The sequence below is a fragment of the Chloroflexota bacterium genome (assembly GCA_011322445.1).
In the GTDB taxonomy this organism is placed as follows: domain Bacteria; phylum Chloroflexota; class Anaerolineae; order Anaerolineales; family DRMV01; genus DRMV01.
In genome coordinates this window covers 1-18795 of record DRMV01000027.1, presented here as the reverse complement: position 1 = coordinate 18795, position 18795 = coordinate 1, and the positions used below count along the sequence as shown (strand labels likewise).

19 protein-coding genes are annotated in these 18795 nt (G+C 62.1%); 9 read left to right on the top strand and 10 right to left on the bottom strand.

Translation table 11 applies throughout. The annotated features are described in order from the left end of the window. Window positions 1–11 precede the first annotated feature (11 nt). A complete protein-coding gene (locus ENJ54_04740) occupies window positions 12–512 on the top strand; it encodes a PaaI family thioesterase (GenBank protein ID HFC09152.1) in 501 nt (166 codons plus the stop codon). 60 nt (window positions 513–572) lie between these two features. Beyond that, the gene (locus ENJ54_04735; protein HFC09151.1) at window positions 573–1739 is read left to right on the top strand and encodes an acyl-CoA dehydrogenase; all 1167 of its coding nucleotides are present in this window, start codon (window positions 573–575) and stop codon (window positions 1737–1739) included. A gap of 100 nt (window positions 1740–1839) precedes the next feature. On the opposite strand, the gene ENJ54_04730 is transcribed toward ENJ54_04735, so the two are convergent. The 6 genes from ENJ54_04730 to ENJ54_04705 all read right to left on the bottom strand — a co-directional run bounded on the left by ENJ54_04730 (window position 1840) and on the right by ENJ54_04705 (window position 5437). Beyond that, the gene (locus ENJ54_04730; GenBank protein ID HFC09150.1) at window positions 1840–2052 is read right to left on the bottom strand and encodes a hypothetical protein; all 213 of its coding nucleotides are present in this window, start codon (window positions 2050–2052) and stop codon (window positions 1840–1842) included. Between the two features lie 229 nt (window positions 2053–2281). Then, the gene (locus tag ENJ54_04725) at window positions 2282–3133 is read right to left on the bottom strand and encodes a pyrroline-5-carboxylate reductase (GenBank protein HFC09149.1); all 852 of its coding nucleotides are present in this window, start codon (window positions 3131–3133) and stop codon (window positions 2282–2284) included. Between the two features lies 1 nt (window position 3134). Further along, window positions 3135–3473 (bottom strand): hypothetical protein, encoded by a 339-nt coding sequence (locus ENJ54_04720; GenBank protein HFC09148.1) that lies wholly within the window; start codon window positions 3471–3473, stop codon window positions 3135–3137. A 22-nt stretch (window positions 3474–3495) separates the two neighbouring features. Continuing rightward, on the bottom strand, window positions 3496–4074 hold the full coding sequence (gene ruvA, locus ENJ54_04715; protein HFC09147.1) for a Holliday junction branch migration protein RuvA: 579 nt from the start codon (window positions 4072–4074) through the stop codon (window positions 3496–3498). Next, complete coding sequence (gene ruvC / locus ENJ54_04710; GenBank protein ID HFC09146.1) at window positions 4071–4574, bottom strand: crossover junction endodeoxyribonuclease RuvC; 504 nt, start codon at window positions 4572–4574, stop codon at window positions 4071–4073. The genes ruvA and ruvC overlap by 4 nt, the downstream gene beginning before the upstream one ends. A gap of 107 nt (window positions 4575–4681) precedes the next feature. Next, window positions 4682–5437 (bottom strand): YebC/PmpR family DNA-binding transcriptional regulator, encoded by a 756-nt coding sequence (locus ENJ54_04705; protein ID HFC09145.1) that lies wholly within the window; start codon window positions 5435–5437, stop codon window positions 4682–4684. Between the two features lie 278 nt (window positions 5438–5715). Here ENJ54_04705 and ENJ54_04700 point away from each other — a divergent pair, with 278 nt between their 5' ends. From ENJ54_04700 to ENJ54_04670, 7 genes are all read left to right on the top strand, one after another. Continuing rightward, window positions 5716–6768, top strand: coding sequence for a rod shape-determining protein (locus ENJ54_04700; protein ID HFC09144.1), 1053 nt, complete (start codon window positions 5716–5718; stop codon window positions 6766–6768). Window positions 6769–6796: 28 nt separating this feature from the next. Then, window positions 6797–7645 carry a rod shape-determining protein MreC gene (gene mreC / locus ENJ54_04695; GenBank protein HFC09143.1) on the top strand — a complete coding sequence of 283 codons (849 nt, stop codon included), beginning with the start codon at window positions 6797–6799 and terminating at the stop codon, window positions 7643–7645. Beyond that, window positions 7642–8151: a hypothetical protein gene (locus ENJ54_04690; GenBank protein ID HFC09142.1), complete on the top strand. Its 510-nt coding sequence runs from the start codon at window positions 7642–7644 to the stop codon at window positions 8149–8151. The genes mreC and ENJ54_04690 overlap by 4 nt, the downstream gene beginning before the upstream one ends. After that, complete coding sequence (gene mrdA / locus ENJ54_04685; GenBank protein ID HFC09141.1) at window positions 8109–10244, top strand: penicillin-binding protein 2; 2136 nt, start codon at window positions 8109–8111, stop codon at window positions 10242–10244. The genes ENJ54_04690 and mrdA overlap by 43 nt, the downstream gene beginning before the upstream one ends. Window positions 10245–10268: 24 nt before the next feature. After that, complete coding sequence (locus ENJ54_04680) at window positions 10269–11321, top strand: threonine synthase (GenBank protein ID HFC09140.1); 1053 nt, start codon at window positions 10269–10271, stop codon at window positions 11319–11321. Window positions 11322–11612: 291 nt separating this feature from the next. Beyond that, window positions 11613–13001, top strand: a complete 1389-nt coding sequence (locus ENJ54_04675; protein HFC09139.1) for a tryptophanase — start codon at window positions 11613–11615, stop codon at window positions 12999–13001. A 112-nt stretch (window positions 13002–13113) separates the two neighbouring features. Then, window positions 13114–15117 (top strand): S9 family peptidase, encoded by a 2004-nt coding sequence (locus ENJ54_04670; GenBank protein ID HFC09138.1) that lies wholly within the window; start codon window positions 13114–13116, stop codon window positions 15115–15117. 96 nt (window positions 15118–15213) lie between these two features. Here ENJ54_04670 and ENJ54_04665 read toward each other — a convergent pair whose 3' ends face one another. From ENJ54_04665 to ENJ54_04650, 4 genes are all read right to left on the bottom strand, one after another. Then, window positions 15214–15912: a DUF2202 domain-containing protein gene (locus tag ENJ54_04665; protein ID HFC09137.1), complete on the bottom strand. Its 699-nt coding sequence runs from the start codon at window positions 15910–15912 to the stop codon at window positions 15214–15216. Between the two features lie 549 nt (window positions 15913–16461). Then, the gene (locus tag ENJ54_04660) at window positions 16462–17019 is read right to left on the bottom strand and encodes a DUF4405 domain-containing protein (protein ID HFC09136.1); all 558 of its coding nucleotides are present in this window, start codon (window positions 17017–17019) and stop codon (window positions 16462–16464) included. A 43-nt stretch (window positions 17020–17062) separates the two neighbouring features. Further along, entirely contained in the window at window positions 17063–17503 is a 441-nt protein-coding gene (locus tag ENJ54_04655; protein HFC09135.1) for a hypothetical protein, read from the bottom strand. Between the two features lie 85 nt (window positions 17504–17588). Then, on the bottom strand, window positions 17589–18389 hold the full coding sequence (locus tag ENJ54_04650; protein ID HFC09134.1) for a DUF2202 domain-containing protein: 801 nt from the start codon (window positions 18387–18389) through the stop codon (window positions 17589–17591). Window positions 18390–18795 lie beyond the last annotated feature (406 nt).

Below are 18795 nucleotides of genomic sequence, written 5' to 3'. Positions count from 1 at the left end.
CCGAGGTGTTTATGGCCGCTTCTCCGTTTATTCAGGATTATTACCCCGACGATCTGGCCTGGTGCTACGGCTGCGGGCGTTACAATGCCCACGGCCACCATTTCCAGACGGCCTGGGATGGCGACGAAACGGTAACCCGTTTCACGCCTGAACCGTATCACATTGCTATTCCCGGGTTTGTGTATGGTGGTTTGCTGGCTTCGCTCATTGATTGCCACAGCACGGGCAGCGCGGCCCTCGCTGCGTATCGCGCCGAGGGCCATGAGCCCGGCGACGGCGCCCCGGTGCCGCGCTTTGTGACGGCGGCATTGCACGTCAATTATCTCAAACCCACGCCGCTGGGTGTGACGTTAGAAGCCCGGGGTCGCATCAAAGAAGTCAAGCCCCGCAAAGTGGTCGTCGAAACTACTGTGTACGCCGACGGCGAAGCCTGCGTCACCGGCGAGGCCGTGCTTGTGAGAATGCCCGAACACATGGTGCCGACCGACCTTCCCACGCCACCCCAATCGTAACTCGCGCGCCGCAAGGCGCGTTTTTTGTTTCTCCATACCCGACCAGCACAGGAGGACACCATGGATTTTGCCCTTTCCCCCGAATTGAAAATGTGGCGCGATGCCGTGCACAACTTCGTCGCCAGGGAAATCAAGCCACTGGCAGCCGAATACAACGAGCGGGAAGAAACCATGTGGCCCGCTTTGCAGAAGGGCGGTGAGCAACTTGGCCTGATGGGGATGAGCGTGCCGGAAGCCTACGGCGGCAGCGCGGTGGACCCTTTGGCTTTTGCCATTGCCATTGAAGAACTCGGCTGGGGCGATGGCGGTACGGCGTTGGTGGTCGCGGCGCACAACGGTTTGGGATGCATGCCGATTGTCATGTTTGGCAACGAAGAACAGAAAAAGCGCTTTTTGCCGCGAGTGGTTAGCGGCCAGCCGGGGCGCCTCGCTGCCCTGGCCCTGACCGAGCCCGACGCGGGTTCCGACCTCAAAGGCGTCAAAACCCGCGCCGAACTGGAGGGTGACCACTGGGTGATCAACGGCAGCAAGATGTGGATTACCAACTCAGGCGACGCCGATTACATCGTGACTTTGGTGCGCACTTCGCCTGAGCGTAGCAGCCACAGCCTCAGCCTGATTGTGGTGCCCACCAACACCCCTGGGCTGCACGTGGGCCCGCCGGAGAAGAAGATGGGGCTGGGCACCACGCATAGCCATGCCATTACTTACGAAAACGTCCGGGTGCCGCGCGAAAACCTGTTGGGCGATGTTGGCCAGGGAATGTATCAGACGCTGCAGGTGTTGGATGGTGGGCGTATCAGCATCGGCGCGCTGGCGTTGGGTATCGCCCAGGCCGCCTTCGAGGAAGCCGTCGCGTATGCCCAGCAGCGGATGGCTTTTGGAAAGCCCCTGGCCGCCCGTCAGGCCATCCAGTTTATGCTGGCCGACATGGCTACCGAAATCCACGCCGCTCGCCTGATGGTGTATCACGCTGCCTGGCTCAAAGCCCAGGGCAAGCCTTTTACCCACGCGGCGGCTATGGCCAAACTCTTTGCCTCGGAAATGGCCGAGCGCGTCACCCGCAACGCCATCCAGATTCACGGTGGCTACGGTTACAGCCGGGAATACCCTGTCGAGCGGATGTATCGTGACACCCGCTTGATGACCATTGGGGAAGGCACCAGCGAAATTCAGCGCCTGGTGATTGCCCGGCGGGTGTTGAGCACCATGGCGCCGCTCTTCTGAGCGCCCCTTTGTTGAGATTGCAGCGCGCTTCGCGCGGCTTTCGCAAAAGCAACCGGCCTGCCCTGGATTGAGGCAGGCCGGTCTCGTTTTGGGAAGCGCCCTATTTGCGGGAAAGGTACCACTTGTAGAGGTAATACCAGATCACGGCCAACACGGCGCTCAGCCCCCAGATGGGGAAACCGGCTTTGATTGCCAGCCACCAGTTGCGGTTGCTGAAGATGCCGATGTAGGCCGTCACGGCGGCGAAGACGATTACGGACGTGCCGAACAGCCAAAAGCGCATCAGGTTGAGGAGTTTTTCTTTTTCGTCCATGGGTTGCTCCTTTCGCAGAGAAAGCAGGGTGGAAGTCAAACCGTTCTTAGTTTAGCACATCTTGGCAAGCGTGGGGCCGAGCAACGTCACGCGAGGCAGATGGCTTCCCGCCTGCCCCGCAGAGACACATTGCTCAGGGATTTTGGATCGGTGCTTAGCCTGAATAGCGGCTAACGCCAGGGGATGTGCATTTTGGCTGCGGTTGCTTTGCAATCTCCGCGCGGCACGCTCATTTCGGCGGCTGCGGTTTGCCGTTTTGGGCCAGCGAAAGCGCCCGTTCATAGGCCGCCCATACGGCGCGCGAGATGGCCGTGCGAAAGCCCGCTTTTTCCAAATAGTAGAGCGCCGATGCCGAGGTGCCGCCCGGCGAAGTGACCTGATTGCGCAAATGCGCCAAGTGTACTTCGCCCTGTTGTCGCTCATAGTAGGCTGCCGAGCCTTTGACCGTTTGCACAACCAGCTGCTCGGCCACCCGCCGCGGGAAACCGAGGTGCACACCCGCGTCGATCAGGGCTTCCATGAACAAGAACACATAGGCCGGGCCGGTGCCGGAAAGGGCGGTGGCCATATCCAGATACACCTCGTCTTCCATGAAAATTTCGTCGCCGAGGGCTGTGAGCACACCGCGCGCGGTTTCCCGCTGAGTGGGGCTGACAGCCTGCGCCGCCGTCCACACGGTGATGCCCATGCCGATTTGGGCGGGGGTGTTGGGCATGGCGCGTACCACCGCCGGGTGTTGCAGGCCATGGCTCAACCGTTCCATCGTGGCACCGGCCACGATGGAAAGCACCAGCGCCTCGGGGCGGATTCTCCCTTTCAACTCGGGCAGCACTTTGGAAAGCACCTGCGGTTTGACCGAGAGTACGACCACATCGGCCTCAGCTGCCGCGGTGGCATTCTCGCGCGTGGTGCGAATGCCGTAGCGCGTTTCCAGCCGTTCCAGCCGCTGCTGACGCGGCCCGGCCGCCACGATGCGTTCCGGCGACGCGACGCCTTCCCGCAGCAGGCCGGTGATCATCGCCTCGGCCATCGTGCCCGGCCCAATGAAGGCTATCGTAGTGTTGGGGAGGGAAACAGCCATGCTACTTCCGGGTGTTTTCCTCGATGTCCACCATGATTTCCAGGAAGTAGGCGATACCTTCCATCACCACCACGGCCATCACCAGCGAAACAAAAGCCAGATATTGCATCAGCAGATTGCTCCACGCGCTCTGGCCGGTCATGGAAGCGTTGTGAACGACCTGGTACGTGACATAACCCAGCCCCACGACGATGAGGGCCAGCAGAATGCGAGCGGTGACGCGGGCAATGACGGCAAAGCGGAGCACTTTGGCGGGGTCGTGCCAGGTAGCCGGGGTTTCGCTTTCGGCTTCGGGGGCGACGATTTCGCTTTCGGGAAGGGTGTTGCTTTCTTCAGCCATAACAGAACTCCAAAAAGGGGAATTAGCGGCTCAGAGATTGAAGCGCCAGCCGCAGGCGCGTTTCCACATCGGGGGGGGCATCGCCCGGCAGGGACTGGATGGCGGTTTGGGCTTCCACCACGCTGTAGCCCAGGGCGATGAGGGCTTCCAGCACTTCGCCGTCGGCATCGGGCAGAGCGGCCACGGCAGTGAGGGTATCTTCGGGGCGCAGGCGGTCTTGCAGGTGCAACACGATTTTCTGGGCGGTTTTCTTGCCCACGCCGGGCACCCGCTGGAAGACGTCGGCCTGTTCCTGGAAAACGGCGCGCCGCAGCGCCGCCGGGGTAAGCGCCGAAAGGATGGCCAGCGCCAGCCGCGGCCCCACACCGTTGACGCCCAGCAGCAGGATGAAGAGGTCACGCGCTTCGGCGGTTTCGAAGCCGTAGAGGGTGAGGGCATCTTCCCGCACCACCAGGTGCGTGTGCAACGCCACGGGCTGCCCCACCGTCAGCCGCTCGGCCAGGGGGCGGGGCACGAACACCCACAGTCCCATCGCGCCGATTTGCACGGTCAGTCGGTCTTCGTGGCGGGCGGCGAGGGTGCCTTCCAGGAAGGCAATCATGGCTGCCTCTCGGCAAGGTGGGTTTGCCAGCGGAGGTGCTGGGCGTGGCAGAGGGCGACGGCCAGGGCGTCGGCGGCGTCGTCGGGGCGAGGGGGGCTTTCCAGCCCCAGCAGCATTTGCACCATGCGTTGCATTTGGGCTTTTCCGGCGCTGCCGTAGCCGGTCACGGCTTCCTTGATTTCGTTGGGCGTGTATTCGGCCACGGCCAGTCCGGCCTGGGCCAGCGCCAGCAGCAGCACGCCCCGCGCCTGCCCCACGCTCATCGCCGTGGTGACGTTTTTCTGAAAGAACAGTTTTTCGACCGCCGCACCATCGGGGTGGTAACGCTCCAGCAGCCCTTGCAGCCGGTCGTAGAGCATGTGCAGGCGCTCGGCCAGGGGTGTTTTGGCCGGTGTGAGGATGACCCCGTAGTCTATGGCCGTCATGGCGCCGTCGGCGGCGGCTTCTACCAGGCCGTAACCGGTGGTGGCGGTGCCGGGGTCAAGTCCAAGAACGAGCACAGGCTGCACCTATGAAAAGGCCACCGAGGCAACCACCGCTGTGCGGCTTCCCGCTTGCCGCGCATGCAGCGCCTCAGCGGCCTGAAAAGTGCTCCCGCGAGCCGCGCTCAGGCGGCTTCCATCTTCGCGAGGGCTTCTTCGCTGATGTTGAGGTTGGAATATACTTCCTGGACGTCGTCCAGTTCTTCCAGGGCTTCGATGACCTTGAGCACCTGGATGGTTTCATCGGGGGAAAGTTCCATTTCTTGCTTGGGGATCATTTTCAGCCCGGCTTCGTCGGGCTGGATGCCCGCCTGGCGCAACTGGTCGCCGATGGTCTTGAAAGAATCGACCGGCCCGAAGATTTCGATCAGGTCGTCGTCGAATTTGACGTCGTCGGCACCGCCTTCCACGGCCAGTTCGAAGATGGCGTCGGGGTCTTGCCCTTCGGCGGGGATGGCGAAGTAGGCCATCCGCTCGAACTGCCACGCTACCGAGCCGCCCTCGCCCATGCTGCCGCCGTACCGGCTGAGGATGTGCCGGACGTCGGAGACGGTGCGGTTGCGGTTGTCGGTCACGCAGTAAATCATCAGCGCGACGCCGTGGGGGGCATAGCCTTCGTAGTAGATTTCCTCAAAGTTGCCGCTTTCTTTGTCTTCGCCGGTGCCGCGCTTGATGGCGCGCTCGATGTTGTCTTTGGGCATGTTGGCGGCTTTGGCGCGCTCGATGGCCAGCCGCAGGCGGACGTTGGCTTCCGGATCGCCGCCGCCTTCCCGCGCCGCTAAGGTGATTTCCCGCGCCAGGCGGGTGAAGATTTTACCGCGCTTGGCATCTTCGGCGGCTTTCTTGCGCTTGATGGTTGACCACTTGGAATGACCGGACATACAAAACTCCTCTAACACGAAATCGCAGCGCGGGGTAGCCGCGCGCGCTCGGATTGCTGCTACCCGCTGTGTTTTCCATTATACCATCGCCTGCTGGGAAAAGGGCGGATGCGCGTTTTCCAGTAAGGTCATCACCCTGCCGCCCTGGGAGCCATCCTTTCAATTTCAACGCGTTTCGGTTCCGCCGTTCCTGCTGCTTTAATGCACTCGTTTTTCGCAATGGTATAATGGACGCGCTTAACGCACGGTAAGCCTATTCCCTTGCAGGAGCCTGTGTTTTGTTTAATCCAATCAGTTGGCTGCTGAGTTTTTTTGCGCTGGATATCGGCATCGACCTGGGTACAGCCAATACCCTGGTTTACATCCGTGGTAAAGGTATTGTGGTGAATGAGCCTTCCTGGGTCGCGGTCGACAAGCGCACCCGCCAGCCCTTGGCCGTGGGTAGCACGGCCAAGCGAATGGCCGGGCGTGCGCCTGCCAACGTCCTGGTCATCCGCCCGCTGCGCGATGGTGTGATTTCCGAGTTCGACATCACCGAAGCCATGTTAGAGCACCTCATCGGGAAGGCGCACGAACAGAGCATCGTGCCCGCACCTTACCCCCGGGTGGTGATCGGCGTGCCTGCCGGCGTGACCGAGGTGGAAATGCGCGCCGTGTACGACGCGGCCATGGCGGCCGGGGCGCGAGAAGCCCACCTTATTGAAGAGCCGGTAGCCGCAGCCCTCGGTGCCGGGTTGCCCATTGGCGATATTCAAGGGCACATGATTGTGGATATTGGCGGCGGCACCACCGAGGTGGCGGTGCTTTCGGTGGGACGCACGGTGGTTTCCCGTTCGCTGCGGGTGGCAGGTGATGAAATGGATGAGGCCATCGTGCAATATCTGCGCAATAAGTATAATCTGCTCATTGGTGAGCAGATGGCTGAGACCATCAAAATCCAGATTGGCTCGGCGCATCCCTTGCCGGAAGAGAAAACCACGGTGGTGCGCGGCCGCAATCTGGTCACTGGCTTGCCGGAGGCGGTAGAAGTCTCTTCGATTGAGATTCGGGAAGCCATTGCCGGGCCGGTGCAGACCATCATGGATACCATTCGCGACACCATCGATGAAGCCCCCGCGGCCATCATTGCCGATTTGATGGAGAGCGGCATTACCTTAGCCGGCGGCGGGGCACAGTTGCAGGGATTGGCCGAGCGCATTACCGACGAACTCAACCTGCGTGCCTGGGTGGCCGACGACCCACAAAGTTGCGTGGCCCGCGGCGCAGGCATGGTGTTGGAAGACTTCCGCACCAACGGCCAGTTCCTCGTCGATATGGAGAATATAGCCTGAGGGCGGGATTCCCCGCCTTGCGCTTGCGATGAAATTTTCCCCTCGCACTTTACGGGCGTTGGTGATTGCGTTGGTGGTCATTGGGCTGCTGGCGCTTTCGTTGGGGGGCTATCTGACGCCGCTGACACGCTTGAGCACCCAGCCAGTTTTGTCGGTGCAGGCGTGGTTGGCCCGGGCTTATCAGGGCATCCGGGCTTATCTCAACGCGCCTAAAGACGTCAACGCCCTGCGCGCCGAAAACCAGCAACTCAAAGCCGAGGTCAGCCGCTTGCAAACCGAAGTGGTGACCTTGCAGCAGCAACTGGCCGAAGCGGAATTGCTTTCGGCGTTGTTGGATTTTGCCCGCGCCCATCCCCAGAACGAATACAAGGCCGCTCAGGTCATTGGCCGTGACCCCAGCCCCTTTTTGCGTTACATCATCATCAACCGCGGCTCCGACGATGGCTTGCGGGTGGGCATGCCTGTGGTGAGCGCCGAGGGGCTGGTGGGGCACATCACCGCGGTGATCCCCAACGCGGCCCGCGTGCAACTGATTACCGACGCCAACTCGGCGGTGGATGTCGTGGTGCAGCCTTCCCACACCAACGCCGTGCTGGTCGGTAGCCTGACCGGTGAGCTTTCGCTGGATATGGTTTCGTTGGATGCCAAAATCAAGCCCGGCGACCTGGTGCTGACTTCGGGCCTGGGGGGGCGTTACCCCCCTAACATTCTCGCCGGGCAAATCGTGAGCGTGCGCAAGCTTTCGTATGCGCTCTTTCAGGAAGCCGCGGTTCAGCCGGTGGTAGATTTCCGGCGCTTGCAGATCGTGCTGGTCATCGTCAACTTCCGCCCGGTGGATGTGACACCCCTGACCAAACCGCAAGGGGGCACGCCATGATGGCTTCGCTTTCTGGCCTGGTGGTGCTGGCGCTGGCAACCGCGTTGCAGAGCGCCGTGTTTAGCCAGATTCACCTCTTGCAAGGGGCAGCCGATGTGGTGCTGTTGACCCTCGCAGCGTGGTATATGCACGAAGACGCTCCCGCTTCGTGGGTGTGGGTGGTGCTGGCCGGGCTGATGGTTGGCACGCTTTCGGCGCTGCCGTGGTGGCTGTTCGTGATGGGCTATGGCATGGTTGCAGGTTTTGCCATGCTTTTGCGGCGAAAACTGTGGCGGGCTTCCTTTTTTGCGTTTTTCACCGTGGTGCTGGTCGGCACCCTGGTGACGCAGGGGCTGGCGTGGGGCTATTTGCGCTTTGTGCTGCGCAGCCCTTTGCCCCTTGGGGAAGCCCTCAACCGGGTGGTTTTCCCCAGCCTGTTGCTCAACCTGTTGTTCGCGCTGCCGGTTTATAGCCTGATGGATGAATGGGCGGCCTGGTTCTTTCCGAGCAAAGAGGTGCATGTATGAACGGCGAACCTGAAATCACCTCTGCGCTGCTGGAAGGCTGGCGGCTGGGCGTTACAGCAGCCGTGATTGGGTTGGTGCTGCTGGCATTTGTCGCGCGCCTGTTCGACCTCCAGGTGCTGCGTTACGACGAGTGGATTGCCCGCGCCAATGCCAACCGGGTTGAGGAACTCAACATCCCCGCGCCGCGCGGCGCAATTTACGACCGTAACGGCGTGGTGCTGGCGCGCAATGTGGCTTCCTACACGTTGGTGATTACCCCCGCCTACCTGCCCGACGACCCCGGCAAGGTGGATGCCATCTACCGGCAACTCTCGGCCCTTACCGGCGTGCCGGTGAGTTATGGCACGGTGGATAAGGAGCACCCCTACGTGCCCTGCCGCTCGGAGCAAGGCATTCGCCAGATTGTGAATTTCGGCGAAACCTTTGCCCCGTACCGACCGGTGAAAATCAAGTGCGATATTCCGCGAAAAACCGCCATGGTCATTCGCGAACGCGCCGCCGATTGGCCGGGGGTGGGCATCGAAGTCGACCCCATCCGCGATTACCCCACCGGCTACCTGACGGCCGACGTGGTTGGTTTCCTGGGGCCGGTGCCCAAGGCGCTGGTTGATTATTACAAAAACAAAGGGCTGGTGCCTAATCGCGATAAAGTGGGCTATGCGGGGGTGGAACTTTCTTACCAAGACCTGCTGGCCGGCACTAACGGCCACCGCACGGTGGAAGTCGACGTCGCCGGGCACATTTTGCGCGACTTGAAGGAACCCCAGCAGCCCAAGCCGGGCGCAAATCTGGTGCTGACGATTGATACCCGCCTGCAAGATGCGGCCTATCACATTCTGGTCAACCAGATCAAGTATGTGAACGAGCGCTACCCGATGCCCGATGGCGCGCCGCGCACCCAAAGCGGGGTGGTCATTGCCATGAACCCCAAAACTGGCGAAATCCTCGCTATGGTTTCGTACCCCACGTACGAAAACAACCGCATGGCGCGCTTCATTCCGGCTTATTATTACCAGCAACTGGCTGCCGACCCCGAGAACCCGCTCCTCAACCACGCCATTTCCGGTGAATATGCCCCCGGCTCGACGTTCAAAATCGTCACCGGCACCGGCGCAATGAATGAGCACATCGTTACCCTCGATCAGATTATCGACGCGCCGGGCATCATCACCCTGGCGAACAAGTATTACGCCAACGACCCTGGTAAGGCCGAAAAGTTCTACGACCACAACTACCAGGAGGGCGGGTTTGGCAAAATTGACTTTCTGCACTGCATTGCTTATTCCAGCAATGTGTGCTTCTACAAACTCGGCGGTGGCTACGACGATGAAATCAACCCCGGCCTCGGCATTTGCCGTTTGGGCACTTATGCCCACGCCTTGAGCTACGGCGACCGCACCGGTATCGACCTGCCTGGGGAAGCCACCGGCCTGATCCCCACGCCGACCTGGAAGCGTATCTACAAGGGCGAAAACTGGTCCACCGGCGACACCTACCTTGCCAGCGTGGGGCAGGGCTATGTACTTGGCACGCCCTTGCAGGTGCTCATGTCGGCGGCCACCATTGCCAACAATGGCGTGCAAATGCAGCCCACGGTCCGCTACGAAGTGGTGGATGCGGAAGGCAAGGTCATCGAACCGTTCAAGCCCAAGGTGCGCTGGGATATTACCACCGACCCCATCATCAAGATTTATCGCAACCCCGGCGGCATTGGCCGGTGTAAATGGACCGGCGAGTTGAAGACGGTGGACCCGTGGGCCATCGAACAGGTGCAGCGGGGGATGCGCCTGGCCGTGACCGACGGTATCCACGGCACGCTGCACCGCGTGTTCCAGGGCTTTCCCATCCCTGTGGCGGGGAAGACCGGCACCGCGGAATATTGCGACAACAAAGCCCAGCAGCGGCACCTCTGCCGCCGCGGCGACTGGCCGACCCACGGCTGGACGGTGGCCTACGCCCCCTATGATGATCCGGAGATTGTTGTGGTGGCTTTCCTCTATAATGGTGGGGAAGGCGCGGTGGTGGCCGGCCCGATTGTGCGGCGGGTGATGGAAGCCTATTTTGCCCTCAAAGCTGCCGACGCCGCGCGTTAGGACATTGTGCTCAAGGAGACGGATATGCCTTACAATGGTGTCATCTCTCGTTACCGCCCGTGGCTCGACTTGCCCGCCCATACGCAGGTGGTTTCCCTGCTGGAAGGCGAGACGCCTCTGGTGCCGGTGCCTCGGCTGGCGGCGCGCCTCGGCGGCGGCTTCCAACTCTTCGTGAAATACGAGGGGCTGAACCCCACCGGCTCGTTCAAAGACCGCGGCATGACCGCCGCGGTGAGCGAGGCCATCGGGCGGGGGGCGCAAGCCGTGATTTGCGCCTCCACAGGCAACACCGCGGCCTCAGCGGCAGCCTATGCTGCCCGCGCCGGCGTTAAAGCGGTGGTGCTGATTCCCGAAGGCAAGGTGGCGCTGGGCAAACTGGCCGGCGCGCTGGCTTACGGGGCGCAGGTGGTGCAGGTGGAAGGCTCTTTTGATGACGCCCTGCGCCTGGTGGTGGAAATCAGCCGCAAGCATCCCCTCGCGCTGGTCAATTCCATCAACCCCTACCGGCTGGAAGGCCAGAAAACCGCGGCCTTCGAGATTTGCGACACCCTCGGCCATGCCCCCGACTGGCTCTGCCTGCCCGTGGGCAACGCGGGCAACATCACCGCCTACTGGATGGGCTTTCGCCAGTACCACGAAGCGAAGGGTACCGGCCTGCCCCAACTGCTGGGCGTGCAGGCGGCGGGCGCGGCGCCCTTAGTGCTCGGCCATCCCGTGGAGCACCCCGAAACCGTGGCGACGGCCATCCGCATTGGCCGCCCGGCCCGCGGCGAGCAGGCGCTGGAAGCCGCGCGGCAATCGGGCGGGCGCATCATCGCCGTGAGCGACGACGAAATTTTAGCCATGCAGCGCCTGCTGGCCGAAGAAGAAGGCCTGTGGGTGGAACCCGCTTCGGCGGCGGGGCTGGCCGGGCTGGCCGCCGAAATCCGCGCCGGCCGCTTCGACCCCGCGGGCAAAACCATTGTGGCCGTTTGCACCGGCCACGGCCTGAAAGACCCCGACGCGGTCATCCGCCGCGCGCCCGAACTCGCCACCGTGCCCCCTGAACTGGCGGCGCTGGAGGCGCTGATCGTGTAAGATATATGGTGCAGCCTTGGTGAAGAGAAACCGCAGATTGCGCAGATTTCGTGGAAAAACCTACCGATTTCGTAACTGCCTACGCTGTGGTGCTCTCCATGCGTCTTGATGTGCTGCGCCTTTGTCATACCCTTCCCCTGGCTCCCCTCCCCGCGTGCGGGGAGGGGACGGGGGTGGGGTCAACGCAGCGGCGGCGGTGCCAAAGAAAAACACGGTGGGAACACAAGCCCAGGGTTGCCGTCGTCGCGATCTGGGTAGGTAATTACCCGATTCCACAGAGAGGAGCCGTTTATGCCCAAACACCCCCCTGAACCCTTCCGCATCAAAATGGTGGAACCCATCCGCCTGCCCGACCCCGCCGAGCGGGAAGCCGCGCTCAAGCGCGCTGGCTACAACGTCTTCGGCTTGCGGTCGGATGAGGTGTTCGTTGACCTGCTGACCGACTCCGGTACCGGCGCGATGAGCCAGCACCAATGGGCGGCCATCATGGAAGGCGATGAATCCTACGCCGGGGCGCGTTCCTTCTTCCAGTTAGCGGAAGCCATCCACGAGATTACGGGCTTCCGCTTTTTTGTGCCCACCCATCAGGGGCGGGCTGCCGAAGGCATTTTGGCTGAAATCATGCTCAAGCCCGGCCAGTATGTGCCTTCCAACATGCACTTCGACACCACCGAAGCCAACATCCTCGCCCGCGGCGGTCGCCCCGTCAACCTGGTGGTGGACGAGGCCTTTGACACCACCCTCGACGCGCCCTTCAAGGGCAACCTGGATGTGGAAAAACTGCGGGCGTTTATCAAGGAAACCGGTCCCGAAAACATCCCCTTTGGCATGATTACCGTCACCAACAACAGCGGCGGCGGCCAGCCGGTGAGCATGGCCAACATTCGCGCCGTGAGCGAGATCTACCACGAATACGGCATTCCGTTTTTCATTGATGCCTGCCGCTTTGCCGAAAACGCGTGGTTCATCAAGCAGCGGGAACCCGGCTATGCCGACAAAACGCCGCTGGAAATCGCCCAGGAGATGTTTTCCTACGCCGACGGCGCGACCATGAGCGCCAAGAAGGACGCCATCGTGAACATCGGCGGCTTTCTGGCGATGAACGACGAAGACGTTTACCGCCGCGCTGCCAACGCCCTTATCCTGCGGGAAGGCTTCCCCACCTACGGCGGGCTGGCGGGACGCGACCTCGCGGCGATGGCTGTGGGCCTGCGCGAAGCCCTGCAGGAAGACTACCTGGCCTACCGCACCGGGCAGGTGCGTTACCTGAACGAGCGCCTGAAGGGCCTCGGCGTGCCGGTGCTGGAACCCGCGGGCGGCCATGCGGTGTATATCGACGCCAAACGTGCCCTGCCGCACATCCCGCAGGCGCACTTCCCCGGCCAAGCCTTCGCGGTGGAACTCTACCGCGCCGGCGCGGTGCGAGGTGTGGAAATCGGCTCGGTGATGTTTGCTCACCCCGACCCCGAGACCGGCGAAATGGTGTACCCCCAACTGGAACTGGTGCGCCTTGCCATCCCGCGGCGGATGTACACTCAGAGCCACATGGATTGGGTGGCCGAGAGCGCCGCGGAGGTGATGGCGTTAGGCGAAAAAGTGCCCGGCTACCGCTTTACCTACGCCCCCGAACTGCTGCGGCACTTCACCGCGCGCTTCGAGCCGGTGGCGGGTGTCGGTTAGTCGCTTGGTCGGTTAGTCGGGTAGTCTTTCCTGACCCCCTGTCTGCCTATCCGTCTATCCAACTTCCAGCCCTCCCGTCATTCGCAATTCCTCATTCCCTCAGGAGCTTCCTATGCCCCTCCACACCATCACTCCCGAAGACCTGTACCGCTTCCGCCTGATTCAGGACTTGCGCATTTCCCCCGATGGCGAGCACGTCGTGTTCACCGTGCAGCGGGTTGACCGCAAGACCGAGAAGAAATACACCAACCTGTGGCTGGTTTCCACCCGCCACGGGCGCAGCCGCCAATTCACCAGTGGGGACCAGAACGACACCATGCCCCGCTGGTCGCCCGATGGCAAGACCATCGCCTTCGTTTCCAACCGCGATGACGAAAAACAGCCGCAAATCTACCTCATCCCCACCGACGGCGGCGAAGCCCGCAAACTCACCGACCTCAAGGGGCGCATTTTCAGCCTCGCATGGTCGCCCGACGGCAAGCGCCTGCTGATTGGCTTCCGGGAACCCGACCCCGAAGTGCTGGAACGCGAAAAAGACCCCCGCAAGAAGGATCTGGGGCCGGTGTTCTTCCACCTGGCGCGGCTGCACTACAAGGCCGACGGCATGGGCTTGTTGCCCAAGCGCACCCAGCACCTCTGGCTGGTGGATGTCCGCACCGGCAAGGCTACCCAACTCACGCCCGACCACGAAATTTACGAGGAATACGGCGCGGTGTGGTCGCCCGACGGCAGGTGGATTTATTACCTCAGCAACCGCCAGCCCGACCCCGACCTTGCGCCCGAAGCCATCGACATCTTCCGCATTCCTGCGGAAGGGGGCGAGCCGGAGCGCATTCCCACGCCCGTGGGGCCCAAGGGCAACCTGGCGGTTTCCCCCGACGGCAAGTGGCTGGCTTACCTCGGCAGCGAGGGGCTGTTCGAGTGGTGGCGGGCGACTTCCCTGTGGGTGATGCCCGCCAACGGCCGCGGGGAAGCCCGTAACCTGACCGCCGCCCACGGCCTGCACGCCGCCGCCGACGTCATCAACGACCTCATCGCAGCCATCACCACCACCCCGCCCCAGTGGACGCCGGATTCCGCAGCCCTGTATTTCCACAACGCGACCCACGGCAAGGTGCAACTTTGCCGCATCAGCCGCGACGGCGAGCGCCTGGAAACCCTGATTGACGAAAACGGCGCGGTGGGCGCGCTCTCGCTTTCCAAAGACGGGCGCACCCTGGCCTATTTCTACGGCGACCTCACCGACCCGGGGCAAATTTACCGTTTGGATACCGCCACCGGACGCCGCCGCCAACTCACCCGCGTCAACGCCTGGCTGCGCCGCACCAATTTGGGCGAAACCGAGGAAGTCTGGTTCACCAACCCCGAAGACGGCTACCGCCTGCAGGGCTGGATTCTCAAGCCGCCCGATTTCGACCCTGCCAAGAAATATCCGCTGATTCTGGAAATCCACGGCGGCCCGATGACCCAGTACGGCTTCCTGATGATGCACGAGTTTTACGCCTTTGCCGCGAAGGGCTACGTGGTGGGCTTCTGCAACCCCCGCGGCGGCACCGGCTACGGCGAAGCGCACACCAGGGCCATCTGGGGCAACTGGGGCGACCGCGATTACAGCGACATCATGGCCTGGGCGGACTACCTCGCCGCGCTGCCCTACGTGGACAAAGAGCGTATGTTTGTCACCGGCGGCAGTTACGGCGGCTACATGACCCTTTGGGTGGTGGGGCACACGGGCCGGTTCAAGGCCGCCGCCGCGCAGCGGTCGGTTTCCAACCACATCAGCATGTGGGGCGCCAGCGACATGAACTACCTCACCCAGCACCTCATCGGCGTGGGCAAGCCCCCGTGGGAGGCGTTAGACGACTACTGGCGCATGTCGCCTTTGCCTTACCTGCACAAAGCCACCACGCCCACCCTCATCATCCACAGCGAGCAGGATCTGCGCTGCCCCATTGACCAGGGCGAGCAGGCCTACGCGGCGCTGAAATACAGTGGTGTGGAAACCGAATTTGTGCGCTTCCCCGGCGAACCGCATGGCCTTTCGCGCACTGGCCGCACCGACAAGCGCATTGCGCGGCTGGAGCATATCGTAGGATGGTTCGAGAAGCATCTCTAAGCCCATTTCGCCTTTCCAAATCAAAACGAAGAGGCCCAAAGGTTTGGGCCTCTTGCGTTTGTGTGGGCTGGAAGCCCACGGTGTGAGGAGAAGGTGCTACGGAGCAGGGGTGGCGGTGGCATCGCAATTGCCGTGCGGGCCGCCAGCGCCGTGACCTGTCTCGCCGCCGCCGTGCCCCATGCCTCCGGGGCCGCCCGGCGTGCTTTCCAGGATGTGCTGGTACTCTTCAACGGAGATGAACTGCGGCGAGTAGTCGGCGCCGTTGGCCTGCAGGTTGCTCACGAAGGCTTTCATATGGTGGTAGGAGCCGGTGCGCAAGCGGTCGTACACGGTCTGAATGTCGGCGTGCGTGGTGCGGGCGATGGCTTCGTCAAGGTCTTTGATGTCCAGGTCTTCGATGGTGGCACCCACGGTGAGGGCGTCAACGAGGGAAGTAGAGCCTTTCTCTACCAGTTGGTTGTAGAGGTCTTGCAGTTTGGGGTCGCTGAACACGCCGCGCTTGTCGCCGGTTTGGGCTACGGGGTCTTCCAGGCCGTAGGTCTGGAGCAAGGTGCCGACGGCGTCCATGTGCATTTGTTCAGAGCGGGCGATGTTGCCGAACACCTGTGCTCCCCATTTGTCATAGAGGGTGAGGTAAACGTCGCGGGCCAGTTTTTCTTCCTCACGCATGTGAAGCAGGTCGGCCTTTTCGGCGTCGGTGAGGTTGGTGTCGCTGGGGGTGGGAATGTTTTCGGCAGGGTTCATGCCCTCCGGCGGGCCGCCGTGCTCGTCATCGTGGCCTTCCTGGCCATACATGGCGCCCTGGCCGGCACCTTGCCCGGCGCCTGCGGCGGGGCCGTTACCCATCGTGGGCATGGCCGTCGTCACCGCGGTGGGCGCTTCGGTTGTGGTTTGTGCCGGCGCTGCGGTGGGCGTTGCCTGGCAGGCCACCAGCCCCAGAGCAAAAACTAAAACGCCGATAAACGGCAGGATTTTCTTCAACATGGTCGAACCTCCAAAAGTCGGAATGTTGCGAGGGTGTTGCCCTCGAGCGATGCTTGTGCATTCAAGCGCCTGTAGTGTAGTCGCAAAGGGGCGTTCGCGCCTCATCCCTTAAGGATGAAAAACGGAGGAGACGCGAGGATTTCCGAAGAAACGCAAGGGCACACGGTAGTGCGCCCTTGCGGATTTGGAAGATGAAGCGGCGTTTCGCCCTTTCACCCCAGGACGAGCACTGCGGCCATGACGAACAGGCCAAGCAGGAAAAACCAGGGGAAGCAACCCCACCCGCGGCGCCGCCAGGGGCGCCACGGGCGAGGAGCGAAAGGACGAGGGCCGCCAAATCCACGATGTCCGCGGGGCATATCAGCCTCCTTTCGACTGCTGCTGCGTGGGTACAGGCTCCTTGACTGGCATGCTGCGCACGGCCAACAGGCCCCATCCGGCCAGGAAGGCTACCAGCAGCCCCACAGCGGCCTGCCAGTTGGCAATGGCGGTGATCTGCTGGGCTTCGATTTGAGCCTTGAGGGTTTCGCCGAAGTCCGCGATGTCGGCAAACACCGGCCAGGAAAGCACCGAGCCAGCGAAAACGGCTGCGGTCAGCGCGGTGGCTGCAGCGAGTTCTTTGCGGTAGCGCACCGTCCAGGCCAGGCCGCGGCGCAGGTAGCCGCGCAGCACGCGCCAGTTGAAGTAAATGTGCAGGGAAACCAGGATGATGAAGAGCAACGAGAAGTTGATGTGAATGGCTTCCCAGCCGCTCTTGGTAATCGAGAACACGCGCCAGTCAGTCCAGTTGGTGTAGCGCCCTGGCGGCGCGATGTAGAGCACGATGCCGGAAACGGTGAGTACCAGGGCAATGAAAACCAGGACAAATACCGCGAAACCGCGGGTGTAAAAGCGGGATTGTTTGCGTTTGCTGGTCATGAGATGCCTCCTGAAAACAGGGGTAAGCAAGTGGGCATAGTCTTTAGTGTTCTTCGCCTCGCCAGACGGGGGAGCCGTCGGCGTTGCGCAGGGTAATGCTTTCGCCCGTGGTCAGGTTGAAAATTTCTGCCGGTTCGAAAGAGTCGGTGTAAAAACCCTTGATGCGGACGGCGTCGCCGGGATGGAAGGCGATGCCGTTGGCCAGCCAGTAACCCAGCGGCCCTAACTCGACTTCCAGGCTGGTGCCGTCGTTGGTGTTGATGACCAGGGTGTTATCTTCGTAATGTGCCACGGTGCCTTCGATTTCTATCCATTCGTCCGAGGGAGCCCAGGTGTCTTCCACGCTGGTGGGGGTGTTGGCAGCCTCGGCGGTGGTTTCTTGTGAGGGCTTTGTCAGGCGCAGGTTGGCGCCCGCCCAAAGGAGGGAAAGGATGAAGACGGTCAGGAAAGTGGCGGTCAAGGTTCGGCGCAGGAGCATGGTCATGATGGCCTCCTTCTAAAGTCTTTTGGAAGTGAGGAGGGTTTGCTTCTTCCATGCAAACCCTCCTCTCAGGATATTTCAGGACATTTTAGTGGTTGGGGCCACCACGTCGGCCTTGCCCGCCTGCGCCCTGGCCTTGGCCGGGAGTGCTTGCCAGAATGCTCTGGTATTCGTCTGCGGAGATGTACTGCGGGGTGTAGTCAGCACCGTTGGCCTGCAGGTTGCTGACGAAAGCCTGCATGTGGTGTTCGGAGCCCAGGCGCAGACTCTCGTAGGCGCTCTTGATGTCGTCGTGTGTGGTGCGAGCGATGGCTTCGTCAAGGTCTTTGATGTCCAGGTCTTCGATGGTGGCGCCCACGGTGAGGGCATCGACCAGGGAGGAGGAGCCTTTCTCGACCAGTTGATTGTAGAGGTCTTGCAGGTTAGGGTCGGTGAACACGCCGCGCTGGTCGCCGGTTTGAGCAACGGGGTCGTCGATGCCGTAAGCGTTCAGCAGGGTGCCGATGCGGTCCATGTGCATCTGCTCAGAGCGAGCGATGTTGCTGAACACCTGTGCGCCCCATTTGTCGTAGAGGGTGAGGTAAACGTCACGAGCCAGTTTTTCCTCTTCGCGCATGTGAAGCAGGTCGGCGATTTCTTCATCGCTCAAGTCGGCTGCGGTGGCGTCGGGCGGGGTGGTGACTTCCAGCAAGCCTTGGCCTGCGCCTTGTGGGCCACCCTGGCCTTGCCCACGCCCTTGACCTGCACCTTGCGGGCCGCCCTGGCCCAGGACGGTGTTGGCTTCAGCGGCGGGGGCAGCGGCTGCGGCTGTCGTCGCGGCGCTGCAGCCAGCCAGAGCAAGCGTTGCCACGAGGGCCAGTACACTCACGATGGGTAAGAGTTTTCGCATTTTCTTGAACATGGTTGATCCTCCGATTGGGAAGTTGTTGTCGTTGAGGGGGGCAGAAGTGTGCCCATTGCTTCCTCGTTTGTACGCTTGCAGTATAGCGGTTTGGCATGGTTTCCGCCTCATCCATTTGGGAGGAGTTTTGATGGAATTTGGAGGAGGAGAAGGAAGCCCTGTAAGTTGGGAGCAAGGAGGACACGGTGGCACAGAGGGGTGCAAAGGCGCGGAGAAAGGTGTAAAAACTCTGTGCAATCCGCGAAATCGGTGGTGGTCTCCCCCTCCCCCGCCGTCCTTCGACTTCGCGCCCTGCGGACGCTCCGCTCAGGACGTCTTCGACTTCGCGCCCTGCGGACGCTCCGCTCAGGACGTCTTCGACTTCGCGCCCTGCGGACGCTCCGCTCAGGACGTC